General features: G+C 58.3%; 19 protein-coding genes, 1 tRNA gene and 1 pseudogene. 6 read left to right on the forward strand and 15 right to left on the reverse strand.

Annotated elements, in window-relative coordinates:
- Positions 1-18: 18 nt before the first annotated feature.
- The 6 genes from NMB39_RS27665 to dibA all read right to left on the reverse strand — a co-directional run bounded on the left by NMB39_RS27665 (position 19) and on the right by dibA (position 6,391).
- Positions 19-999, reverse strand: coding sequence for a sulfate/molybdate ABC transporter ATP-binding protein (locus NMB39_RS27665; RefSeq protein ID WP_057024809.1), 981 nt, complete (start codon positions 997-999; stop codon positions 19-21).
- Positions 1,000-1,002: 3 nt separating this feature from the next.
- Positions 1,003-1,875, reverse strand: coding sequence for a sulfate ABC transporter permease subunit CysW (gene cysW, locus NMB39_RS27670; protein ID WP_494339798.1), 873 nt, complete (start codon positions 1,873-1,875; stop codon positions 1,003-1,005).
- A 13-nt stretch (positions 1,876-1,888) separates the two neighbouring features.
- Positions 1,889-2,707, reverse strand: a complete 819-nt coding sequence (gene cysT, locus NMB39_RS27675; RefSeq protein ID WP_057010500.1) for a sulfate ABC transporter permease subunit CysT — start codon at positions 2,705-2,707, stop codon at positions 1,889-1,891.
- A 164-nt stretch (positions 2,708-2,871) separates the two neighbouring features.
- Positions 2,872-3,882: a sulfate ABC transporter substrate-binding protein gene (locus NMB39_RS27680; RefSeq protein WP_494339797.1), complete on the reverse strand. Its 1,011-nt coding sequence runs from the start codon at positions 3,880-3,882 to the stop codon at positions 2,872-2,874.
- Between the two features lie 144 nt (positions 3,883-4,026).
- Positions 4,027-4,209 carry a sulfur starvation response protein OscA gene (oscA, locus tag NMB39_RS27685; protein WP_056847244.1) on the reverse strand — a complete coding sequence of 61 codons (183 nt, stop codon included), beginning with the start codon at positions 4,207-4,209 and terminating at the stop codon, positions 4,027-4,029.
- 268 nt (positions 4,210-4,477) lie between these two features.
- Entirely contained in the window at positions 4,478-6,391 is a 1,914-nt protein-coding gene (gene dibA, locus NMB39_RS27690; RefSeq protein ID WP_494339796.1) for a phosphodiesterase DibA, read from the reverse strand.
- Between the two features lie 166 nt (positions 6,392-6,557).
- Here dibA and desA point away from each other — a divergent pair, with 166 nt between their 5' ends.
- Both desA and NMB39_RS27700 read left to right on the forward strand, forming a co-directional pair.
- Positions 6,558-7,742 carry a delta-9 fatty acid desaturase DesA gene (desA, locus tag NMB39_RS27695; RefSeq protein WP_057024810.1) on the forward strand — a complete coding sequence of 395 codons (1,185 nt, stop codon included), beginning with the start codon at positions 6,558-6,560 and terminating at the stop codon, positions 7,740-7,742.
- Positions 7,743-7,929: 187 nt separating this feature from the next.
- Positions 7,930-8,931: a sensor domain-containing diguanylate cyclase gene (locus NMB39_RS27700; protein ID WP_494339795.1), complete on the forward strand. Its 1,002-nt coding sequence runs from the start codon at positions 7,930-7,932 to the stop codon at positions 8,929-8,931.
- A 740-nt stretch (positions 8,932-9,671) separates the two neighbouring features.
- On the opposite strand, the gene NMB39_RS27705 is transcribed toward NMB39_RS27700, so the two are convergent.
- The 3 genes from NMB39_RS27705 to gabD all read right to left on the reverse strand — a co-directional run bounded on the left by NMB39_RS27705 (position 9,672) and on the right by gabD (position 13,919).
- A complete protein-coding gene (locus NMB39_RS27705; RefSeq protein WP_494339794.1) occupies positions 9,672-10,880 on the reverse strand; it encodes an HDOD domain-containing protein in 1,209 nt (402 codons plus the stop codon).
- 138 nt (positions 10,881-11,018) lie between these two features.
- The gene (gene gabT, locus NMB39_RS27710) at positions 11,019-12,296 is read right to left on the reverse strand and encodes a 4-aminobutyrate--2-oxoglutarate transaminase (RefSeq protein ID WP_057025545.1); all 1,278 of its coding nucleotides are present in this window, start codon (positions 12,294-12,296) and stop codon (positions 11,019-11,021) included.
- Positions 12,297-12,476: 180 nt separating this feature from the next.
- Positions 12,477-13,919 (reverse strand): NADP-dependent succinate-semialdehyde dehydrogenase, encoded by a 1,443-nt coding sequence (gene gabD / locus NMB39_RS27715; RefSeq protein WP_043049124.1) that lies wholly within the window; start codon positions 13,917-13,919, stop codon positions 12,477-12,479.
- A gap of 370 nt (positions 13,920-14,289) precedes the next feature.
- On the opposite strand from gabD, the gene NMB39_RS27720 reads away from it, so the two are divergent.
- The 3 genes from NMB39_RS27720 (at position 14,290) to NMB39_RS27730 (ending at position 16,280) form a co-directional block, all read left to right on the forward strand.
- A tRNA-Arg gene (locus NMB39_RS27720) sits at positions 14,290-14,366 on the forward strand.
- A gap of 391 nt (positions 14,367-14,757) precedes the next feature.
- Entirely contained in the window at positions 14,758-15,510 is a 753-nt protein-coding gene (locus NMB39_RS27725) for a hypothetical protein (protein ID WP_494339793.1), read from the forward strand.
- Positions 15,511-16,004: 494 nt separating this feature from the next.
- Positions 16,005-16,280 carry a hypothetical protein gene (locus tag NMB39_RS27730; protein WP_494343364.1) on the forward strand — a complete coding sequence of 92 codons (276 nt, stop codon included), beginning with the start codon at positions 16,005-16,007 and terminating at the stop codon, positions 16,278-16,280.
- A 575-nt stretch (positions 16,281-16,855) separates the two neighbouring features.
- On the opposite strand, the gene NMB39_RS27735 is transcribed toward NMB39_RS27730, so the two are convergent.
- Positions 16,856-17,725 carry a LysR family transcriptional regulator gene (locus NMB39_RS27735; RefSeq protein ID WP_494339791.1) on the reverse strand — a complete coding sequence of 290 codons (870 nt, stop codon included), beginning with the start codon at positions 17,723-17,725 and terminating at the stop codon, positions 16,856-16,858.
- Positions 17,726-17,840: 115 nt separating this feature from the next.
- Between NMB39_RS27735 and NMB39_RS27740 the strand changes: the two genes are divergently transcribed.
- Positions 17,841-18,872: an SDR family oxidoreductase gene (locus NMB39_RS27740; protein WP_494339790.1), complete on the forward strand. Its 1,032-nt coding sequence runs from the start codon at positions 17,841-17,843 to the stop codon at positions 18,870-18,872.
- 43 nt (positions 18,873-18,915) lie between these two features.
- Here NMB39_RS27740 and NMB39_RS27745 read toward each other — a convergent pair whose 3' ends face one another.
- From NMB39_RS27745 to NMB39_RS27765, 5 genes and pseudogenes are all read right to left on the reverse strand, one after another.
- Positions 18,916-19,836 carry a methyl-accepting chemotaxis protein gene (locus tag NMB39_RS27745; protein WP_494343374.1) on the reverse strand — a complete coding sequence of 307 codons (921 nt, stop codon included), beginning with the start codon at positions 19,834-19,836 and terminating at the stop codon, positions 18,916-18,918.
- Positions 19,822-20,556: pseudogene (locus NMB39_RS27750) on the reverse strand (MCP four helix bundle domain-containing protein); the annotation flags it as partial. The pseudogene NMB39_RS27750 and the gene NMB39_RS27745, both read right to left, overlap by 15 nt.
- A gap of 124 nt (positions 20,557-20,680) precedes the next feature.
- A complete protein-coding gene (locus NMB39_RS27755; protein WP_156422424.1) occupies positions 20,681-20,833 on the reverse strand; it encodes a hypothetical protein in 153 nt (50 codons plus the stop codon).
- A gap of 21 nt (positions 20,834-20,854) precedes the next feature.
- Positions 20,855-21,898, reverse strand: a complete 1,044-nt coding sequence (locus tag NMB39_RS27760; RefSeq protein WP_494339789.1) for a GGDEF domain-containing protein — start codon at positions 21,896-21,898, stop codon at positions 20,855-20,857.
- A 131-nt stretch (positions 21,899-22,029) separates the two neighbouring features.
- Complete coding sequence (locus tag NMB39_RS27765; protein ID WP_494339788.1) at positions 22,030-22,896, reverse strand: hypothetical protein; 867 nt, start codon at positions 22,894-22,896, stop codon at positions 22,030-22,032.
- Positions 22,897-23,031 lie beyond the last annotated feature (135 nt).

The raw sequence follows: 23,031 nt of genomic DNA on the forward strand, positions 1-23,031 counted from the left end.
TTGGGTTCTGTATTGAGCTTAGGCTTTTTGCCAGACCTTGGGTTTGAAGAACAGGGTTTCGCCACGGGTTAAACCGGTGAGGCTGTCATGGTCTTTGACCACTTCGGCCTCGATCAACTCGCTTTGGCCTTCGACCTTGAGCGTCACCCGCGTCGTGGCGCCCAACGGCCGAATATCCCGCACTTGCGCCGCATGGTGATCCTCCAGCTCATGCCGCGACAGCGACACTTCATGGGGGCGGAACAGCAGGTGCTTGTCCTCGCCCAGGTGCAGGCGGTTCGAATCACCCAGGAAGTGATAGACAAAATCGCTGGCCGGGTTTTCGTAGACCTCCCCCGGTGAGCCGATCTGCTCGATCACACCCTTGTTCATCACCACGATACGGTCGGCGACTTCCATGGCCTCTTCCTGGTCGTGGGTCACAAACACCGAGGTCAGGTTGATGTCTTCGTGCAGCCGCGCCAGCCAGCGGCGCAGCTCTTTACGCACCTTGGCGTCGAGGGCGCCGAAAGGTTCGTCCAGCAGCAGCACTTTGGGCTCCACCGCCAGGGCGCGGGCCAGGGCGATACGTTGGCGCTGGCCACCGGAGAGTTGTTCCGGGTAGCGGTCGGACAACCAATCGAGCTGCACCATGTTCAGCAATTCATGCACCTTGGCCGCGATCTGGCTTTCGCTCGGGCGCTGGTTTTTCGGTTTCATACGCAGGCCGAAGGCGACGTTGTCGAACACGGTCATATGGCGGAACAAGGCATAGTGCTGGAACACAAAACCGACGTTGCGGTCCCGCACATCGTGGCCGGAGACATCTTCGCCATGGAACACGATGCTGCCGGCATCCGGGGTTTCCAGGCCGGCGATGATGCGCAGCAAGGTGGTCTTGCCGCAGCCGGACGGGCCAAGCAACGCCACCAGCTCGCCACTCTGGATATCCAGGTTGATGCTGTCCAGGGCCTTGAAGGCGTTGAAGTTCTTGCTGACATTACGGACTTCGATCGACATGACTTATTCCTCACCGGCGCTGTTGCGCATGCGGTTGATTCGGTTCTCGCTCCACTGCTTGAGCAGCAGGATGAAGAGCGCCAGGATCAGCAACAGGCTGGCCACCGCAAACGCGGCAACATGGTTATATTCGTTGTAGAGAATCTCGACATGCAGCGGCAGGGTATTGGTCACCCCACGAATGTGGCCGGACACCACCGACACCGCGCCGAACTCGCCCATGGCCCGCGCGGTACACAGCACCACGCCATAGATCAGGCCCCATTTGATGTTCGGCACGGTGACATGCCAGAACATCTGCCAGCCATTGGCACCGAGCAGGCGCGCCGCCTCCTCTTCCTGGGTGCCCTGCTCCTGCATCAGCGGGATCAGCTCACGGGCCACGAACGGCACGGTGACGAAGATGGTCGCCAGCACGATGCCGGGCAAGGCGAACACGATCTGGATGTCATGGTCCTGCAACCATGGGCCGAAGAAGCCCTGGGCGCCGAACATCAGCACGTAGACCAGACCCGCGATCACCGGCGAGACCGAGAACGGCAGGTCGATCAGCGTCACCAGGATGCTCTTGCCACGGAACGAGTACTTGCTCACACACCAGGCGGCGCTGACACCGAACACCAGGTTGAGCGGCACCGAAATCGCCACGGCAATTACCGTGAGCTTCAACGCCGACAGCGCGTCGGGTTCGAGGATCGCAGTGAAGAATGCACCCAGGCCATTCTTCAAGCCCTGAGTTACCACGATCAGCAACGGCAACAGCAGAAACAGTACGAACACCAGCCAGCCTAGACCGATCAGGATGCGTCGCGACACCGCACTGCCACGCCGGGCGGCATTGGCCGAGGACGCGGCGGAAATAGACGATTGGGACATGTTCCGCGCCTCCTTATGGACGTTCGATGCGCCGCTGCAACAAGTTGATCAGCAGCAGCAGAATGAAGGAAACCACCAGCATCAGCACACCAATGGAGGTGGCGCCGCGGTAGTCGTACTGGTCGAGCTTGACCATGATCAGCAGCGGCAGGATCTCGGTCTTCATCGGCATGTTGCCGGCGATGAAGATCACCGAACCGTACTCACCCACACCCCGGGCAAACGCCAGGGCGAAGCCAGTCAGCCACGCGGGCAACAACGCAGGCACAAGGATGTAGCGGAACACTTGCAGCGGCTTGGCGCCGAGGCACGCGGCGGCCTCTTCGATCTCCCGGGGGATGTCGGCCAGCACCGGCTGCACCGTGCGCACCACGAAGGGCAAGGTGACAAAGGTCAGCGCCAGGGTGATGCCCAGGGGGGTGTAGGCGATCTTGAAACCCAGGTCGGCGGCAAACTGGCCGACCAAACCGTTAGGCGTGTACAGCGCGGTCAGCGCGATACCAGCCACGGCCGTGGGCAGGGCGAACGGCAGGTCGATCATCGCATCGATGATCTTGCGACCGGGGAAGGTGTAGCGCACCAGCACCCAGGCCAGCAGCGTACCGATCACGCCGTTGATCAGCGCGGCGTACAGCGCGGTGCTGAAGCTCAGCTTCAACGCCGCCAGCACGCGCGGTGCGGAAATGATGTTCCAGAACTGATCCCAGGTGAGTTGAGCGGCGTGTACAAACATCGCCGCCAGCGGGATGAGTACGATCAGGCTGAGGTACACGACGGTGTAGCCCAGCGTCAGCCCGAAGCCGGGTATGACGGGGGAGATACGACGCGACATAAGAGTCCTTGGTTAAAGGGTAAACACCACTGTAGGAGCGCGCTTTCTGTGGGAGCTGGCTTGCCTGCGATGCAGACACCGCGGTGTAACTGATACACCGCGGTGATGCTATCGCAGGCAAGCCAGCTCCCACAGAAAAGCGGGGCTCCTACAGGTACTTTGGCTTACTGCGCCGTGTAGATCTGGTCGAACACACCACCATCATTGAAGAATTTCGGTTGGGCCGTTTTCCAGCCGCCGAAGTCCTTGCCGATCGTCACCAGGTCCAGTTTCGGGAACTGCTGGGCATACTTGGCGGCGACTTTCTCATCCCGTGGTCGGTAGAAGTTCTTCGCCGCAATCTCCTGGCCAGCCGGGCTGTACAGGTGGTTGAGGTACGCGGTGGCGATCTCGGTATTACCCTTTTTCTCGGCGTTCTTGTCGACTACGGCCACCGGTGGCTCCGCGAGAATCGACAGGGACGGCACTACGATGTCGAACTTGTCGGCGCCGCCGTCTTCTTTCAACGCCAGGAACGCCTCGTTTTCCCAGGCCAGCAACACGTCGCCCTGACCGTTGTTGACGAAGGTAATGGTAGATCCGCGCGCGCCGGTGTCCAGTACCGGGACGTGCTTGAACAGCTCTTTCACGTATTCCTGGGCCTTGGCTTCGCTGCCACCGGTTTTGAGGCCGTAGGCCCAGGCGGCAAGGAAGTTCCAGCGTGCACCGCCGGAGGTTTTCGGGTTTGGCGTGATCACCGACACGTCTTTCTTGATCAGGTCGCCCCAGTCCTTGATGCCCTTGGGGTTGCCCTTGCGCACCAGGAACACGATGGTCGACGTGTACGGGGTGCTGGCGTCCGGCAGGCGGGTCTGCCAGTTTTCCGGCAGGGTCTTGCCCAGCTTGGCGATTTCGTCGATGTCGCCGGCCAGGGCCAGGGTCACCACGTCGGCGCGCAGGCCGTCGATCACCGCCCGGCCCTGCTTGCCGGAACCGCCGTGGGATTGCTGGATCTTGACGTTGTCGCCGGGGTGGGACTGCTTCCAGAAGCTGGTGAACTCGGCGTTGTAGTCCTGGTACAGCTCACGGGTCGGGTCGTACGAAACGTTGAGCAGCTCGTAGTCCTTGGCAACGGCGGAACCGGCAAACACAGCACTGGCCAGCGCGGCCAAGGCATAACGGCGAATCGACGACATAGAAGCTCCTGAAATTCTTGTTGGCGGCATCCTGTAGGAGCGAGCTTGCTCGCGAAAAACCCAGCAGTACCGCGTTAAACCTGATGCGCTGCGTTATCGTCGGCGTTTTTCGCGAGCAAGCTCGCTCCTACTGATGGCTTATTCTTAGGCGGGTTTGTTACCCGGGTTCTGCAGGCGGAATTTTTCCTTGCGTTCGATCTGTACCACTTGAGCGTTGTGCACGGTGATTTCCACTGCGCCAAACCGCAGATCGCGCAGGGCGCTCTGGATCTCACGCAAAATGGTTGCTTCGTCCTGGCCGTCGACGCTACGTAGAGATGCGCTCATGGTCTCGCTCCTGAAATGAATAGTGCCTGGCAGTGGCGGCACTGCTTGCGGCGTGAGGGCGATAGTAGATAAGCGCGGATATTCTTAAAAATACTATTTAAGAATGTTTATATAACCAGAAAGAATTTTCTGACAGGACGTGGGGTTGCGTGTGGTTGCGATCCAAATGTGGGAGGGGCTTGCTCCCGATAGCGGTGGGCCAGCCAAGTTTTTCTAACCTGATACTCCGCTATCGGGAGCAAGCCCCCTCCCACATTTTGAGCGCATTTCAAGGCTGGATTGGGGGTGCTCGGGTCCAATCGATAGCGTCGGCTGGCATCGGTCGCCCAAACCAGTAGCCTTGGCCCATATCGCACTGCTGGTCCAGCAGGAAGCGCGCCTGCTCCACCTGTTCGATACCCTCGGCATGCACCTGCATGCCCATGCTTTTCGCCAGGGCGATCACCACGCGCACAATCGCGGCATCGTCTTCATCCCAGGGCAAACCCGCGACAAAACCTTGGTCGATCTTGAGTTTCTGCACTGGCAGGCGTTTGAGCCGCAGCAACGAGGAGTAACCAGTGCCAAAGTCGTCGATCGCCAGGCGCAGGCCCAGTTCGCGCAGGCGATGCAGTTGCTCCAGGGCGACTTCCGGGTCGTCCATCACTGCGCTTTCGGTGACTTCCAACTCAAGGAAGGCCGGATCCAGGCCGGTGGCGTGCAGCACCTGGGCAACTTGCTCGTACAGCTCGCGCCGGGCGAACAAGCGGCTGGAGACATTCACCGCAATAAAACTCAGCGGAGCACCGTCGGCCAGCCACTGGCACATCTGGCGACAGGCCTGGTCCAGCACCCACCCATCAATGTCGGCAATCAGGCCGGTGCGTTCGGCAATGGGGATGAATTCGCCCGGCGGTATCAGGCCACGTTCCGGGTGTTCCCAGCGCACCAGCGCTTCGACGCCCACCAGGCGGCTGCCGTGCAGGTCGTGCACCGGCTGGTAATAGACGCGCAGCTCCTGCTGGTCGAGAGCGCGACGCAGCTCGCTGGCGATCTCCACGCGGTTCTGTGCGTGGGCGGTGAGTTCTTCGGTGTACAGGGCGTAGCCCTCGCGGCCGGCGTTCTTGGCCTTGAACAAGGCGGAGTCGGCGTTGCGTAGCAATTGCTCGGCGCTCAGGGCGTCGCTGGGAAACAGGCTGATGCCAATGCTGGCGCTGATAAACAGCTGGTTGCCGTCAAAAATGAAGGGATCCTTCATGGCATTCAGCATGCGCTGTGCCAAGGCTGCGGCCTGCAGCACCTGTGGACAACTCTCCGCCAGCACGGCGAACTCGTCGCCGCCCAGGCGCGCCAGGGTCACACCGGGCCCAAACAAGCCGCGCAAGCGCTCGGCGACCAGCTTGAGCACTTGGTCGCCGACATTATGACCCAGGCTGTCGTTGATGATCTTGAAGTGGTCCAGGTCCATCAGCAACAAGGCGCAACCACGCTTGTGCACCTGCGCCGAGGCCAGGGCCTGCTCGGCACGGTCGGTGAACAGCAGGCGGTTGGGCAGGTCGGTGAGCGGGTCATGGTGAGCCAGGTGAGCCAGTTCGTGCTCGGAGTCCTTGATGGCACTGATATCCGAGAACACCGCGACGTAGTGGCTGACCTTGCCCTGGTCATCGTGGATGACGCGAATGGTTTGCCACTGTGGGTAAATTTCGCCGCTTTTACGTCGGTTCCAGATTTCGCCGCTCCATTCGCCCGTGCGCTCCAGCGTCTGGAACATTTGCTGGTAGAAATTCGACGAATGGCGGCCGGATTTGAAAAGGCTTGGTCGCTGGCCCATGACGTCTTCGCGGCGATAACCGGTGATCTCCATGAACGCCCGGTTGACGTGCACTATCAGCCCTTGGGTATCGGTGACCAGCACCCCTTCGCGGGTGCAATCGAACACCGCAGCGGCCTGGCGCAGGCGCTCGCGGTTTTCTTTCAGGGGTTGCTGCAATGCATGGGCACGAGCAAAACGCCGGCCGATCCAGTAGATGACCAACGCGCTGAGGCTGACCCACACATAACCGCGCATCTGCAGCCAGCGCCCCAGCTCCCACGGCTCATCGATAAAGTTGATCAATGCGTAGTTGCTGAGCTGGAGCCAAACAACGGAAACCAGCAGGTATACCAGCCCCGCACGTAGGGCACCTCGGTATGAATACAGCATATGCTTAGTAATCCTTACTAAATAACCAGAATCGCCCTACAAAGGATCAGGATTATAGATGAGGAAACACCTTGTAAGCCTTATCTGAAACAGCCACTGGTTTTATCTGCAAAGGAAGTGATAATGCGGATGCTGTTTTTTTCTTTATCTGAGGGCCATACAGCCTATGTGGTACAACGGTTTTCTTGATCTGTCAGCCTGGCAACTGGTGGCAGTCACTCTGTTGATGACCCACGTGACCATCATTGCGGTCACCGTCTATCTACACCGCTATTCCGCCCATCGCTCCCTGGAGCTCAATGCGGGCCTTAAACACTTCTTCCGCTTCTGGCTGTGGCTGACCACGGCGCAGAACACCCGCGAGTGGACCGCCATCCACCGCAAGCACCACGCCAAATGCGAAACCGTCGATGACCCGCACAGCCCGGTGATCAAGGGCCTTTCCACCGTGCTGCGCAAAGGTGCCGAGCTGTACCGCGCCGAGGCGGAAAACCCCGAGACCCTGCGCATCTACGGCAAGAACTGCCCGGACGACTGGCTCGAGCGCAAGCTCTATACCCCCTACCCGCTGCTGGGCGTGGCGATCATGGGCGTAATCGACGTGCTGCTGTTCGGCACCATCGGCATCACCATCTGGGCGATCCAGATGATGTGGATTCCGTTCTGGGCCGCCGGCGTGATCAACGGCCTGGGCCATGCTGTGGGCTATCGCAACTTCGAATGCCGTGACGCCGCCACCAACCTGGTGCCGTGGGGCATCATCGTCGGCGGCGAAGAGCTGCATAACAACCACCACACCTATCCCAACTCGGCCAAGCTGTCGGTGAAGAAGTGGGAGTTCGACCTGGGTTGGGCATGGATCAAGGTGTTCAGCTTCCTGCGCCTGGCCAAGGTGCAGCGCGTGGCGCCCATCGCCCACCGCGTCGAAGGCAAGGGCAGCCTGGACATGGACACCGCCATGGCGATCCTCAACAACCGCTTCCAGATCATGGCCCAATACCGCAAATTGGTGATTGGCCCGCTGGTCAAGCAGGAGCTGGAGAAGGTCGATCATTCGGTACGCCACCAGTTCCACCGGGCCAAGCGCCTGTTGTCGCGGGAAACCAGCTTGCTCGATGACCGCCACCACCTGCGCATCCAGAGCATGCTGGAGCACAGCCATGCGCTGACGGTGATCTACGAAAAGCGCCTGGCGCTCCAGCAGATCTGGCTCAAGACCAGCACCAATGGCCACGATATGCTGGCTGCGATCAAGGAGTGGGTGCATGAGGCAGAGGCCAGCGGTATCCAATCCCTGCGCGATTTTGCCCACCAATTGAAGACCTATTCGCTGCGTCCTGCGGCGGTGTGACGGTAGTGTGGGAGGGCTTGCCCTCCCACACACTGGCTTTTTGGCGCCATTTTACGGGCACCGCCAATCGGTCACGATCATGGAACTTCACCGCAAATCCCCTCTCTCAAAGAACACTTCGCCATCATGGTGACCCCTTGTAGTACCGCTGTTCCATCCTGCGGCGCGCCCAGAGAGAGTTGTACCGATGGTTCACGAAAAGCCCTGCCTGCCCGATGTGCCCACTGCCGAGCCGCCGCGCCCGGCCGCGGCGGCGACCCTGTTGGCGTTGATGCATGCCCAGGGCGAAGTCGAGCGACTGAGTGAGCGTGAGCAACTGCTCAGTTCACTGCTGGTCAGCGTGAACGCGGTGCTATGGGCCATCGACTGGGAAACGCGCCGCGTGCTGTATGTGAGCCCGGCCTACGAGCGCATCTTTGGCCGTTCAGCCGGCTTGCTGCTGGCCGATCACCGGGAATGGCGCAACAGTGTTCACCCCGAAGACCTCGACTACGCCGAACACAGCCTGGCCCGCGTGCTGGAACAGGGCGCCGTGGAAGACCGCGAGTACCGCATCATCACCGCCGACGGGCAAATCCGCTGGCTGTGCGACAAGTGCTACATCAACCAGCAAGTGGTGCCTGGCGAGCCGCTGGTCGTGGTCGGCATGGCCGAAGACATCACCGAGAAGAAGCTGCTGGAGCTGGAACTGCACCGCCTCGCCACCACCGACGTGCTGACCCAAAGCAGCAACCGCCGGCACTTCTTCGAATGCGCCAACCAGGCGTTCGACAACGCCTGCGTGCAGGGCACGGCGCTGGCGTTCCTGTTGCTGGACATCGATGACTTCAAGGACATCAACGACACCTACGGCCACCTGGAGGGCGATCAGGTGCTGCGGCGCATTGCCGAGAGTGGTCGCGGGGTACTGCGCCGTGGCGACCTGTTCGGGCGCATTGGCGGCGAAGAATTCGCCGCCGTACTGCCCGGTTGCGCACCGGAGATGGCCCTGCAAGTGGCCGAACGGCTGGGCAAGGAGATCCAGGCGTTGTTGTTCAGCTATGAGGGCCGCGAGTTCAACGTGACCGTCAGCCAGGGCCTGGCCAGCTTGCGCGAGAATGACTCCACCCTCGACAGCCTGTTCGCCCGCGCGGATGCAGCGATGTATGAGGCCAAACGCCTGGGCAAGAACCGCGTTATCGCAGGCTAGACTCGGTTCAAATGTGGGAGGGGGCTTGCTCCCGATGGCGGTGTATCAGGTTAACAATACTTGGACTGGCTCACCGCTATCGGGGGCAAGCCCCCTCCCACATTTGGGCCTCATTGGCTGTCAGGTTTTGCATAATCCTATTCGCCCAGGCGGATGCGGCGATGTATGAGGCCAAGGGCCTGCGCAAGCACCGCGTTATTGCAGGCTAGACTCGGTCAAAATGTGGGAGGGGGCTTGCTCCCGATGGCGGTGTATCAGCTTAGCAATGCTGGACTGACCCACCGCTATCGGGGGCAAGCCCCCTCCCACATTTGGTCTCAGTGTCTGTCAGGTTTTGCATACTGCTATTCGCCCAGGCGGATGCGGCGATGTATGAAGCCAAGCGCCTGGGCAAGCCGCGTTATCGCGGGCTAGACTCGGTCAAAATGTGGGAGGGGGCTTGCCCCCGATGGCGGTGTACCAGCGTAACAATACTTGACTGGCCCACCGCCATCGGGGACAAGCCCCCCTCCCACATTTGGTCTCAGTGTCTGTCAGGTTTTGCATACTGCTATTCGCCCAGGCGGATGCGGCGATGTATGAAGCCAAGCGCCTGGGCAAGCCGCGTTATCGCGGGCTAGACTCGGTCAAAATGTGGGAGGGGGCTTGCCCCCGATGGCGGTGTACCAGCGTAACAATACTTGACTGGCCCACCGCCATCGGGGACAAGCCCCCCTCCCACATTTGGATCTCATTGTCTGTCAGGCTTTGCGTACTCTTGTCAGTTCGGACAAGCCCACTTTGAGCAGCCGTGCGGTCTTGCTGCTGGCAAGCTCTTGCAGCCCTTCATGCTCGGTCAAGCGCGCCATCTGTGTCGCCAGGTTCACCACCAAGGCTTCGCGTGAATACACACCGCCTTCCAGTGAATAGGTGGCCGCGATCAATTGGCGCAACTCCAACGGCAAGCGCCAGCGCGTGCGCAACGCCGAGCCGTAGGCGGCGCCAAAAGTATCGAGGGCTTCGCCGATCGCTTCGTCATCCAGGGCGCCGCCAGCCTGGCGCCAGTCTTCCAGGCAGCGCAACAAGGCCAGGTCGCCCAACCGATGCAGGATGCAGGCGCTATAGCAGCGCTGGTGATCCAGTTCCAGCATGCGCGCCAGGTGTCGGGCGTACTCGGCACTGTCCTCGGACAACTGCCAGTGCCGCTCGGCGTAAGCCAACAGCCCAGGGTCACCCAGCACGATGTTGTGCTTGAGCGCCAGGCCCAGGATGAGGTTCATGCTTTGCCCGGGTACCAACTTGTTCAGGGCCGCGTGCAGGGTCTGCACCGGCGTGCCGTGATACCCGGCACTGTTGGCGGCGGCGATCAGCACAGCGGTGATTTGCGGGTCCATACGCACCTGGTCTTCGAGTTGCTGCAGGTCCAGACCCTCGGGCCCCAGGCTGCGTTGCACAGCGGTTTTAACATCCACACGCAACGGCGCGCCATCGCAGACCTCTCGGCGCCGCTCCAGGAATGCCGGCAGGGTCATGCCTGGCGCCAGCGCCGGAATCTCGCAATACACGCTTTCGCCTTCGTTAAGCAGCAGGTCTTGCAGGCGCTGGGTCAGGCTCTCCATGTTCAGCGGGTGGGTCAGGTACGCAGTCGGCGCCAGGGGCAGGGCTTCGCGTACGCTGGCGCTGTCGTTACGGCTGCTCAGCAGGATGAACGGCAGCGTGGGAGAGCGGCGCTGCTGGCGCACACTGCGCAGCAGGCTCAGGCCATCGACGCCCGCAAGCTCCCAGTCCGCAAGGATCAGGTCATAGGTTTTTTCCCGCAACAGCGTGGCGGCCTGCTGCCCATCGGCGCACACATCCAGCCGCGCATCACAACGCACATTCAACAACACTTGCTTGAGCAGGTCCCGCGACCAAGGGTCCGCTTCGGCAATCAGCACGCGGGGTACAGCGGGTAAATCAACAGCAGTCATCCAGCACGCTCCATCGGCAATGCTTGCACCTTAGACAATGCAGGCGCCTGCGTACAATGAACGAGGCCTGAATGTGCCGCAGTGAGCATAAAAAAACCCGCCGAAGCGGGTTTTTTCATATCGATGCAGACGCTGAGCTTACAGCTCGGAGAAGCACTCTTCGATAATCGCCAAGCCCTTGTCCAACTGCTCGTCCGGCGAGGTCAGCGGCACCAGGACGCGCAACACGTTGCCGTAGGTGCCGCAGGACAGCAGGATCAGGCCCTTGTCACGCGCCTTGGCCACCACCGCGGCAACGGCCGCCGCGTTAGGCTTGTGGCTGTCGCCCTCTTCAAACAGCTCGACCGCGATCATCGCGCCCAGGGCACGCACGTCACCGATCACCGGGTACTTGGCCTGGATGGCCTTGAGACCCGTCACCAGGCGCTCGCCGACAGCCTTGCAGCGGTCCAGCAGGTGCTCTTCTTCGAACACTTCCATCACGGCCAGGGCCGCCGCGCACGCAATCGGGCTGCCGGCGTAGGTGCCGCCCAGGCCGCCCGGGGCGATGGCGTCCATGTATTCGGCCTTGCCACACACACCGGCCAGCGGGAAGCCGCCAGCGATGGATTTGGCGAAGGTGGTCAGGTCGGCGGCCACGCCCATCTGTTCCATGGCAAAGAAGGTACCGGTACGGCCGGCACCGGTTTGCACTTCGTCGGCGATCAACAGGATGCCGTGCTGGTCGCACAGTTCGCGCAGGCGCTTCATGAAGGCTTTCGGCGCGACGTAGAAACCGCCTTCGCCCTGCACCGGCTCAATGATGATGGCGGCGATATCACGCGGTTCGGCATCGTTCTTGAAGATGCGTTCGATGCTGGCGATGGAGTCGTCGACGCTCACACCGTGCAGTTCGTTGGGGTACAGCGCACGGAACACGCCGCCTGGCATCAGGCCCATGCCAGCCGAGTACGGCACGACTTTACCGGTCAGGCCCAGGGTCATCATGGTGCGACCGTGGTAGGCGCCGGTGAAGGCAATCACGCCGGCACGGCCAGTAGCGGCGCGGGCGATCTTCACGGCGTTCTCGACGGCTTCGGAACCGGTGGTGACCAGCAGAGTTTTCTTGGCGAAATCGCCTGGCACCTTGGCGGCGACTTTCTCACACACCTCTACGTAGGGCTCGTAGGCCAGCACCTGGAAGCAGGTGTGGGTCAGCTTGTTCAGTTGCTCGGTCACGGCGGCGATGATTTTCGGGTGCACGTGACCGGTGTTGAGCACGGCGATACCGCCGGCGAAGTCGATGAACTCGCGACCTTCTACGTCGGTCACCGTGGCGTTCTTCGCGGATTCGGCGAAGATCGGGTGAATCTGGCCAACACCGCGGGGTACAGCGGCTTCGCGGCGTTTCATCAGGGAAGCGTTGGTCTTGCTCATAAAGTCCTCATTCGCCACTCATCGGGTGGCGTGGTCCAAGGCATACGTGGCGGGGAGGCAACTACGGCAGCATGCGATGATCGACTGCCACAGCTTTCCCGGCCACTACGAATAACCATGTGAAACACGCAAAGGGGCAGCGCTCTCGTGCCCTCTGCGTTTGCTGCAAGCTCTTGCCGGTCAGATGCCCAGGCAGAGGTATTTGATTTCCAGGTAATCCTCGATCCCGTACTTGGAGCCTTCACGGCCCAGGCCCGAGGCCTTGATGCCGCCGAACGGCGCCACTTCGTTGGAGATCAACCCGGTGTTGACGCCGACCATGCCGTATTCCAGGGCCTCGGCCACACGGAACACCCGGCCCAGGTCGCGGGCATAGAAGTACGAGGCCAGGCCGAACTCGGTGTCGTTGGCCATGGCGATCACATCGGCTTCGTCTTTGAAGCGGAACAGCGGCGCCAGCGGGCCGAAGGTTTCTTCCTTGGCGACAGCGGCGTCTTTCGGCACATCGACCAGGATGGTCGGCTCGAAGAAATTGCCTTCCATCGCCTTGCCACCGGCCAGCAGCTTGGCGCCTTTGCCCAGGGCATCAGCGATGTGCTCCTGGACCTTGGCCACGGCTTTTTCGTCGATCAGCGGGCCCGTGGTGGTGCCTTCTTCCAAGCCGTTGCCGATCTTCAATTTGGCCACGGCCACCTTGAGCTTTTCAGCGAAGGCGTCGTACACCGAATCCTGGATATACAGGCGGTTGGCGCACACGCAGGTCTGACCGTTGTTGCGGTACTTGGAGATGATCGCGCCTTCGACGGCCTTATCCAGGTCGGCGTCGTCGAACACGATGAACGGTGCGTTACCGCCCAGCTCCAGGGAGACTTTCTTGATGTCCTTGGCGCATTCGGCCATCAGCTGGCGACCGATTTCAGTCGAGCCGGTGAAGGACAATTTGCGCACGATCGGGTTGCTGGTCAGCTCGCCGCCAATGTCGCCGGCGCTGCCGGTGACCACGCTGAGCACGCCTTTCGGGATACCGGCGCGGTGCGCCAGCTCAACCAGGGCCAGGGCCGAGAATGGGGTTTGCGAGGCTGGCTTGATCACCATGGTGCAGCCGGCAGCCAGGGCCGGGCCGGCTTTACGGGTGATCATGGCGGCCGGGAAGTTCCACGGAGTGATCGCCGCGGTCACGCCGATAGGCTGCTTGATCACAATCAGGCGCTTGTCGGGTTGGTGGCCGGGGATCACATCGCCGTAGATGCGCTTGGCTTCTTCGGCAAACCACTCGATAAAGGACGCGGCATAGACGATTTCGCCCTTGGCTTCGGCCAGCGGCTTGCCTTGCTCGAGGGTCATCAGGCGGCCGAGGTCATCCTGGTTTTCGATCAGCAGTTCGAACCAACGGCGCAGCTTGTTGGCGCGCTCCTTGGCGGTAAGAGCACGCCAGGCCGGCAAGGCCTTGTCGGCGGCTTCGATGGCGCGGCGGGTTTCCGCGGCGCCCATCTTCGGCACGCTGCCGAGAATTTCACCCGTGGCCGGGTTGTTGACCTTGATGGTCTGACCGTTGTCCGCATCGACCCAAGCGCCATCGATAAAGGCTTGCTGGCGGAACAATTGGGTATCTTTGAGCTGCATGTCGGCTTTCCTTAACAGCACCGCGCGCACGCGGAGCGAATTAGAGTTGTTGAAAGGCGCCTTGTGGGCTGCCGTCAGGGAAATCAGCCCCAGCGCGCGGGAGAAAAATACAGCGCACGGGAGACAGAGCGTTTGAAATCTCAAACGAATCCTAGGATCAATGGGGGTATAGGGCAATAGGATGTTCGAAAAAAAGAACGAAAACGGCACATCTGACTAAATCTTATGATCAGCATAGTTGCGCTTGGTTTCACCGCACTGATCGCTGACACCCGGCCCAGGGCCTGCACGCGGCGAATTCCTACGCTTAAACGCCCAAAGACCAGCATGGACGCATCAGGTCGACATGGGTATGATGTCGCCCGCACAAGCATCCGTAGCTCAGCTGGATAGAGTACTGCCCTCCGAAGGCAGGGGTCGTGGGTTCGAATCCCGCCGGGTGCACCAGATATGAAATGAAAAAGCCTCAGGTCGAGAGATCTGGGGCTTTTTTGTTTTTTGGGGTTGGTGGGTGGTGAGGGAGGGGTTTTGTTGTGTAGGGATTGTAGGGGGCGGTGTTGGGAGGGAGTCGAGCGGGGTTTTAGTTTGGGCAGTCCGGGATTGCCGTCATCTTTTCGCCGTGAAAATAAATCTGTCCCCGTTTTCTCTTTTTCTACTTCGCTTTGGTCGAATCGTGGCAATCATAGCAATACCTGCTCGTGCCGCGGCGCGCTGATGATTAAGCGCATCCGCGCTTGGCAACGGGAGCACTAGCTAACGTCTCTCGCCGTTAGCTAGTGCCATCTAGACCTGTCACCTATCACTACCTATGCTCGAAGCCTTCACCAAGGAGGCCCAAATGACAGAGCATACGAAAAAAAACCAAGAATCCAGCCCGCCGGTTTCTATAGGGTTGATTGAAAAAGCATGGGAATGGAAATGGGCAGTTCGCCTTGCGTACTTAGTTCTTTTTTTGGACATAGCTTTGTTGCTAAGGAAACTACCAGGCGTTCTAGAGATGTCCATTTCTCTTGAAAGAGTCTGGGCCAACTTTGGGTACCTGCTCACAGCCGCTTGCTCATTTGGCCTTATTGTCTCATTCGGCATCCCAGCGCTTGCGACTGCACTGCGTGAAATATTATCGCTAATTGGATCGGCTATTCCTTACAGTCTTTTTGACATTCGGGCGGAGCGCTACGAGCGGCCAAATGGGTGCGTATCGCTCCACCAGCTCCATAAACATGCTTTGAGACAGAACAGCGAATTTCTAATGAAACTGTATGAAAAACGGTCAGCGGAGATAGAAGAAGCCCGAGAGCAACGAGAGCAGATCGGGATGCTTTTTTTCGGCATGACCCTACTGTGCATACTCGATTGGAGTCTTGGCACGAATGACAGTACTGGATCACTGGTCCAAGTATTTCTTTCTCATACTAACGATAACGTCGGTATTGCAGCAGTGCTCGCCGTGTTTGCTCTTCTGCGCTGGGCGTGGTTTCCGGCATGGAAAATCAACTGGGCATATTACCCACCTCTCCACGATGAGTTGGTAGCCAAGGAGCGTGCAGAAAAGGACGCGCAGGAGAAACTGCTCCGAGAATGGAACAGTTGAGGCCTGAACCTGAAATTCACCCGAAATCACTACTATCCTGATACGGGGTGGTGCTGGCGCGGGGGCATGGCAAGAACGCCTCTGTGTGGTGGAACTGCTACACGGCACCAGCACTATCGCCGCAAATGTGTGACGATGGCTCCTCAAAAGTGAGGAGCGAGGTAACGGGGCCACTTATGGTCTGAATCATCAGAGGAGTGGTGATGGTGATGTCGTTACCGTTCGTCGGGGATGGAGCAACGAACTTAGACGGCTTTTTCAGCCAGCGTGAAACGGGCGGCAATCACGCCTTCCCATTGCGACTGATGGCGCCGTTTATCGGTCCCGCTATCATGCAGGGCATAGACCACGAATGTAGATAACCCATGCCAAGATTGTCATTCGCCGTCAGAATTTTGTTCGCATCCTGCCTTTTCATCGCAACCGCTAATCACATCCGTGCAGACGTTTCGCATGGATTGCTCTGGGACTACGGATATGGGCCTAGCACTTACTTGGCTAGCCGTATTTTCTGGGGAGCGCTCACGTTTTTTGACCCGCTTGCAGCGCTGTTGCTTTTCATCAAACCAAGAGCCGGAATCGTGCTTACGGCAGCGATTATTTTGGTCGACGTGGCCCATAACACTTTTTACGTCGCATTGAAGCAGCAGTGGCTGGAGCCGTTCTACCTGTCGCAGGTAGCTTTCCTTATCGCAGTATTCCTACTCTCACCCATCGCTTGGAATGGCCCTATTCGAGACGAAGCGCTCACCAATCCAGTCCGAGTGTGATTCGCTCCACTTATGAGGTAGAGGCTCCCGTGAGCCCGCCCTTTGCGGGCCGAGTTCGTATGGGGTATCTGAGAGGCAAGCCGAGAACGCGGGGAAAATTTCCTAAGGGGTTTCGCGGTCTAAGCTGCGTAGCAGCCCCAAATCGTATTTACTGAACCGCCAACCCTGTCGAAGGACTTATTGTGAAATTCATCTGCACATTCACATTTCTATTGCTCGCCCAGGCTGCCTATGCGGCCGAGTCCCCTGTGATCCCTGATCCCTATGGCGGCCCTGATAAACGCCCAGAGAGCAGTGAAAATGTCACAACGTATTTGAACGAAGATGGTACCTCTACCACCTCGGCAGTGATGGTTTACGGAGATGGTCATAAGGAACACTGCATTATCCAAGCGGCACGGCCTGCAGCGGCACATCGGCTGCCGAAAGTCACCAGCAAGACGTGTACACGTATTAGCTCTTACCACAAGTAACGGACTGGCTGACAACGGGCCGCTTGATAAAGGCGAGACAGGCGCCGAAGTCAGGCAGTGGGATGGGTCACGCCTGCCTTCCCACGATGAATTCCTGGAACGCTACTTATCCAGGCTAGAGATTTCACCGCGCAACACCCCCTCCAACACCCCAAAAAAACCCTGAATATGCACCTGCTTCAACGCCTGCGGCCGTGTAACCAGATAAACCTCCATCGGCGGCAGTGCTATCTCCGGGAAAACCTCACTCAACCCCGCTGCCAAAATTCGCGGCAACACCGCCACACCCATCCCTCGCTTCACCGACTCAAGCTGCACAGCAAACGAGCTCACGCTGATGGGCGCATGGTCGAGCCCGGCGGCTTTTGCGGCGCGCATTTGCGATAGCAGGTCCAGGGGTGGCAGCAAGGCGATGTTGGCTGCGGTGGCGGGGGTTAGGGCGGGGAACCGTTCCAGGTATTCGGCGGTTGCGAAGACGCCATAGGCGAGCTTGCCGAGCCCTCGATAGATCAGGGATGGTTCCCCAAGATGGGCTGTGCGTACGGCGATATCGGCAACGCCTCGTACGATCTTGTGAAAGTCGGTGGTGGTCTGCAATTCCACGGAGCAGCCTGGGTGCAGCGCTGTAAAGCGACTGGCGGCTTCCAGTACGCTCGCTGAAAACCCTTCGCCGGCGCTGACCAGCACCGTGCCGCTTAGCGTTGCCTGCGCGCCGTCGACCGCGGTCTGGCGTCGCAGGCCGGATTCGGCTGCCAGGGCGACGTCCACCAGGGCTTGGCCTCGGGAGGTGAGCCGGCAGCCTTCCACCCCTCGTTCCACCAGCGGCTCACCCAGGGCGGTTTCCAGTTGGGTGAGGCGCCGGGCGACAGTAGACGCGGCCACACCGAGCATCTGCCCCGCCTGCAAAAAGCTGCCACGCCGCGAAACCGCCAACAGCAGGCGAAGATCGTCCCAATTTGCCTGCAACGCCATATCTATGAGCTTCCCTGGTCTGCTGATGTGCAAAGCCATTATGCAGCAGTCGCCGTTTTTCAGGCGCGGTCTCACCGGTATATCTACGGGCCTTTAAACGAATGGAATGGCCTGTATGAAGACGAACCCCAACCGCTTGCGCCGTACCTTTGTGACGGGTGCCACCGGCTTGCTGGGCAACAACCTGGTACGGGAGCTGGTCGCACGTGGCTACGCGGTCAAAGCCCTGGTCCGTTCGCCGGCAAAGGGCGAGCAGCAGTTCAGCGATTTGCCAAGCGTGGAGCTGGTGGTGGGGGACATGGCCGATGTGGGCGCCTTCGCGGCTGCCCTGCAAGGCTGCGATACGGTGTTTCACTGCGCAGCGTTCTTTCGCGATAACTACAAGGGCGGCAGCCATTGGGAAGCGCTGGAAAAGATCAATGTCGTCGGTACGCGAGCACTGCTTGAGCATGCCTATGACGCCGGTGTACGACGGTTTGTGCATACGTCATCGATTGCCGTGCTCGACGGTGCCCCCGGCACGCCCATCGACGAAACGTGCCTGCGGGCCGAAGCCGATGCGGATGACTACTATCGCAGCAAGATCCTGGCTGAGCGGGAGGTGCTGAGATTTCTCGACAGCCATCCGCAGATGCACGCTTGCATGGTGTTGCCCGGTTGGATGTGGGGGCCGGGCGACCGTGGGCCGACCTCTTCCGGGCAACTGGTCAAGGACGTCGCCAACGGCAAGCTGCCGGGGCTGATCCCCGGCACCTTTTCCCTGGTCGATGCCCGCGATGTGGCCTGGGCGCACATTGCCGCCGCACAAAGTGGGCGACGGGGCGAACGTTATCTCGCGGCCGGCCGCAACTTGACCATGCGCCAGCTGATTCCAGTGCTGGGGCGTATCGCCGGGGTCAAGACACCGTCCCGGCAACTGCCGCTGCCTGCGCTCTACCTGTTGGCAGCGGTGCAAGAGGCCTACGCCTACCTGACCGGCAAGCCCATCTTGCTGAGCATGGCGACGTTGCGGCTGTTGATACGAGAGGAGCACCGTACCTGCTTTGACCATCGCAAAAGTGAAGAAGAGCTGGGCCTGAGCTTTCGCGTGCTGGAACAGACCCTCACTGACACGGTGGCCTGGTACAAGGCCCACGGCGGGTTATAAAACCTAGAGAACCCACCCCTGCCGACACAGAGCAGGCCTTCATTCAGAGCTTGAACTTGGATACCAGATCATTGAACGACAGCGCCAGTCTCGAAAGATCATGGCTGGAGGCATTGGTCTGATTCGCGCCAGCAGCTGTTTGCGCGGACAAGTCCTGGATGTTCGTCAAGTTACGATCAACCTCACGCGCTACCTGGGCCTGTTCTTCAGAGGCGCTGGCTATCACGATATTGCGGTCATTGATTTGCGCGACGCCGAGCGAAATTCTTTGCAGCACTTCCCCGGCCTGTGCGGCCAAGCGCTGCGTCTGCGTAGCCAAGGACCGACTATCGCCCATTGCGGCAACGGCCTCATCCGCGCATTGCTGTACGGCATTGATCATCCCTTCGATTTCAACGGTCGATGACTGGGTGCGATGGGCCAAAGCGCGTACTTCATCAGCAACCACGGCAAATCCCCTGCCCTGCTCTCCGGCCCTGGCCGCTTCGATCGCAGCGTTCAATGCCAATAAATTTGTCTGCTCTGCGACGCTGCGTATAACGTCAATCACCTTGCCGATGTCGCGAACTTGCCCGGCGAGGGATTCGACTTTACCGGCCGAGCCTTCAATCTCGCTGACCATTCGCGTGATCCCGACCACCGCATCATCGACGTGAGCGTGCCCCTTTACTGCCTCGCTGCGCGTTTCTTCAGAAGCCTGCGATGTGGAAATAGCATTGCGCGCCACTTCTTCCACAGCCACGGTCATCTGGTTGACCGCCGTCGCCGCCTGCTGAATTTCATCGTTCTGGCGAATCAAGCCTTGGGTACTTTCATCGGTCACGGCGCTCAGCTCTTCTGCAGCGGCAGCCAATTGATCCGAGGCACTCGCGATTTCCTGTAGCGTCTTTTTCAGGCTCCGTTGCATTGCGCTCAGCGCGTTAAGCAACTGCCCCACTTCATCTTCACGATGGGTGCGGATCATTTCAGTCAGATCGCCACGAGCAACCCGCTCGGCACTGATGACCGCCGAGGCGATCGGACGGGTGATACTGCGTGTAATGCACACCCCCAACGCAATGGCGATCATGAAGGACAGCAATACGCCCACGAACAACTGAGTCGTCGACTCACTGATCGTGGCGTTAACGGCTTGCGCTTGCTTGTCTACTTCAACCCTGTTGATGCCCAAGATAACGTCCAGCTGCTCGCGGGCGTTACTCATGGCGCGTACATTTTCATTGCTCAACAGGTTTCTGGCCGATGAAAAATTTTCTTGATTAATGGCCTCAATGACCTGTTTGGCGCTTACCAGATAAGCTGCCCAGAGTTTCTCGAATGCCTCACCTGCCAGGCGCTCTTCAGTGCCCATTGGGGTTGAGCGATAGTGGTGGAAGACCTTATCGACCTGTTGCTGGGTGTCATTCAATGCTCGCGCTACCGCTTCCACATCCGCTCTGTCGGCTCCCGATGCCGCAAACGTCAACAAACGATAAAGATTGCGGTTGTGCGTCATGATCAAGCCTTTCGCCTCGGACACGCTGGAAGCCGAAACCAAGGTGTCTGAAAAGGTAAGATTGAGTGCAAAACCCAACTTCTTGACGCCACTCCAGCCAATGCCCCCGACCACCAACGTAATCAGCGCAACCAAAACGAAGGACATCAACAGCTTGGTTGCAAGCTTCGCATTTTTTATCCACTTCATTGCATGTGCTCAGGTTATTTAAAAGATGCACCGACCTATTGGCGAGGAGGCTTCAGTGATAAAGCGCTGATCACTCCCGACAAAAAACAGTTGCTAAACCATTTCCACGCCCAGATGAAGCCATCTAATCCTTGACGATTTCTTCTTCATCGTCGTAGCCGCGCAGGAACCGAACAAACTCTTCCGCCTCGTCACGCGTTTCAAACATCAGAGTCAGTTCACCCATCGTCAAGACGTAGCAAGGCGGCGATTCAATATAGTTAATCTCGATATTCATGATCACACCCACGTTTGAAGGTTATTGCGCAAAAAGAGGAAGCATGAGTGCGCCAACCTGTTCGCCATCCTGAAACACGCGATCCTTGCCGTTATGTTTGGCCCTGTACATATTTTTATCGGCGCACTTGAGCACCGCCGACATGTCGGAGGTTTCCGAGAATCGCGCTATTCCTGCACTGCAGGTGTAATGATGCGGGGGCGCCACACTGGCCCGGATAGCACCCAATAAATGCAACGCGTATTCCTGAACCATCGAATCGTCGCCGTCCAACACCAGGACCCCGAACTCTTCACCACCGATTCGTCCGACACAGTAACTGCCCGGTGTTGATTTCAGGCAGTTGGCCATGGCGCACAGGATCTTGTCGCCGACATCATGACCGTACTGATCATTCTTCAGTTTAAAGCCGTCGATATCTAACATGATGAAATAGCCGTACCGCCCATCCGCCAATAGCTTTTGGAAGAGTTCCATAAAGGCGCGACGATTCAGCAAAGACGTGAGAAAGTCAGTCTCGGCGAGCGTCCTGATCTCACTCTCTACCAATAACACCGAGCGCAAATTTCTCAAATAAGTAAAACTCAGGGTAAAGCCAATCGACACAGACGAGAGGCAAAACAACAGTAAGTACAACTCTTGACCGCGGTATATATCGATATCAATATGGGTCCACATCAATAGCCAGACCTGCACGCTGGACAGCAAATAATCACCAACGGTTATAAATAAGATAGCGCTGCTGAGTACAATGATCACTGCCAACGGCAAGGCAAATATTCGCAGCTCCATATGCGAGCGAATCACGTAGGCAAACCCGACTGAAAGAACAAAAATGTAAAGACCGCCCATCACCCTCCACATTAAAAAACTGCGTATCACGCGATGAACGTACCAAACGCTCAACAAGCAAAGCGTGATCAACAGGTGTATCACATTCAGTGCAGATACCGAATCAATGAAAAGCGCCCCCAGCCACGCCAATATACCTACCAACTCAATTTTTATGACTGCTGGTGATAACAGCGTTCGCATTCTCGGTCTAATCTTGAAAATCGCCGGCATTGATAAACTCCTTTCCCAAGACCATCGAATATGCTCGTCAATCTTTGAGGCCGCCCATCAACTACACCGCCACAGTCACCCGTCATCTGCAAACATCTAAAGGCCTGACGGTTCACCGAACGCCGAAAGCCTTAGCATGCGTATTTTTCGGCTTTCATATCCATGCCCAATTCAATGCTTATGCACACGACAGAAAAATGCACTGACATGATCTTACGCGCCAGTTCCAGAAACACCGGGCGCAGCTCTACCGAATGTTTGTGACACTTAAAATAACCTTTCACCTCGCCTTCTTTAACCATACGTATCAAATGCGTCTTTGAAACACTCAAACGTTTCGAAAGCTCAACATAGGATGAGACTTTCTGATTAGAGTGTAACGAACCGTTCCTCATTGCATCTGTGTAAAGCGCGAGCATGGGTAGATGCCCCCCGGCTCGATTGACGAGCCACATTGTCTCGGGCATTAGTTTGTCAAGCATCAAGTCGGCTTCAAGCAACTTGGAAAAGCCTCTGAAGAAATAGCGCAATAGATCTTCGGAATTTAAGGCGTTCACCTGGCGGCCCAAATAAGGCACGATCATTTGCGACGGCAACAGATACGCCTTGAGCATACTCGCGGTTTCACACAATGCCGTTTGTGTCGGTCCGAAAATACGCTGCCTTCCATCTTCGTTGTGCAGGTGAACATGCATATACCCGGAGATGAAAAAAAAAGAAAAATAGGCATCCAGGCTATTGCGCGAAAGATAGCCTCGCTCCTGACAGAAGGCCTTGACTTTAGACAAGGGAACGCGACCATCTTCATAACTGAAGCTTAATAAAGAGAGCGCGACCATGTACCTGTCGTATTTCAACAACGTCTTGTAGAAAAACGGCTTTTTTCTATAGCTTTGCGTTACCAGTTCGAAGTGGAGAAGAATAGCTTCGTCCATATCACTTTGGGTCATCGCGTAACTGGTCTCTTTCAAATAGTTCAGTAGATCAGTTTTATTCATCGACGCTCAACAGACCTCATGCCACAACATCAGACAACTATTACCATCATCGTGCACAGTATATGCGTATTTGCCCCTGTGTTTTTTTCAGCCCAAAAATGTTCTATTTCACACAGATGGGTAAATCGCGCATCT

The sequence above is a fragment of the Pseudomonas sp. FBCC-B545 genome (assembly GCF_059134095.1).

What these genes read in the sequence shown, in the direction of transcription:
- NMB39_RS27725 (WP_494339793.1), top strand. Translation starts at nt 14,758, where the DNA reads ATGACAGAGCATACGAAAAAAAACCAAGAATCCAGCCCGCCGGTTTCT.
- dibA (WP_494339796.1), bottom strand. Translation starts at nt 6,391, where the DNA reads ATGCTGTATTCATACCGAGGTGCCCTACGTGCGGGGCTGGTATACCTG.
- cysT (WP_057010500.1), bottom strand. Translation starts at nt 2,707, where the DNA reads ATGTCGCGTCGTATCTCCCCCGTCATACCCGGCTTCGGGCTGACGCTG.
- gabT (WP_057025545.1), bottom strand. Translation starts at nt 12,296, where the DNA reads ATGAGCAAGACCAACGCTTCCCTGATGAAACGCCGCGAAGCCGCTGTA.
- NMB39_RS27765 (WP_494339788.1), bottom strand. Translation starts at nt 22,896, where the DNA reads ATGAATAAAACTGATCTACTGAACTATTTGAAAGAGACCAGTTACGCG.
- NMB39_RS27705 (WP_494339794.1), bottom strand. Translation starts at nt 10,880, where the DNA reads ATGACTGCTGTTGATTTACCCGCTGTACCCCGCGTGCTGATTGCCGAA.
- NMB39_RS27760 (WP_494339789.1), bottom strand. Translation starts at nt 21,898, where the DNA reads ATGCCGGCGATTTTCAAGATTAGACCGAGAATGCGAACGCTGTTATCA.
- NMB39_RS27745 (WP_494343374.1), bottom strand. Translation starts at nt 19,836, where the DNA reads ATGATCCGCACCCATCGTGAAGATGAAGTGGGGCAGTTGCTTAACGCG.
- NMB39_RS27735 (WP_494339791.1), bottom strand. Translation starts at nt 17,725, where the DNA reads ATGGCGTTGCAGGCAAATTGGGACGATCTTCGCCTGCTGTTGGCGGTT.
- gabD (WP_043049124.1), bottom strand. Translation starts at nt 13,919, where the DNA reads ATGCAGCTCAAAGATACCCAATTGTTCCGCCAGCAAGCCTTTATCGAT.
- desA (WP_057024810.1), top strand. Translation starts at nt 6,558, where the DNA reads ATGTGGTACAACGGTTTTCTTGATCTGTCAGCCTGGCAACTGGTGGCA.
- NMB39_RS27740 (WP_494339790.1), top strand. Translation starts at nt 17,841, where the DNA reads ATGAAGACGAACCCCAACCGCTTGCGCCGTACCTTTGTGACGGGTGCC.
- cysW (WP_494339798.1), bottom strand. Translation starts at nt 1,875, where the DNA reads ATGTCCCAATCGTCTATTTCCGCCGCGTCCTCGGCCAATGCCGCCCGG.
- NMB39_RS27665 (WP_057024809.1), bottom strand. Translation starts at nt 999, where the DNA reads ATGTCGATCGAAGTCCGTAATGTCAGCAAGAACTTCAACGCCTTCAAG.
- NMB39_RS27755 (WP_156422424.1), bottom strand. Translation starts at nt 20,833, where the DNA reads ATGAATATCGAGATTAACTATATTGAATCGCCGCCTTGCTACGTCTTG.
- NMB39_RS27680 (WP_494339797.1), bottom strand. Translation starts at nt 3,882, where the DNA reads ATGTCGTCGATTCGCCGTTATGCCTTGGCCGCGCTGGCCAGTGCTGTG.
- oscA (WP_056847244.1), bottom strand. Translation starts at nt 4,209, where the DNA reads ATGAGCGCATCTCTACGTAGCGTCGACGGCCAGGACGAAGCAACCATT.
- NMB39_RS27700 (WP_494339795.1), top strand. Translation starts at nt 7,930, where the DNA reads ATGGTTCACGAAAAGCCCTGCCTGCCCGATGTGCCCACTGCCGAGCCG.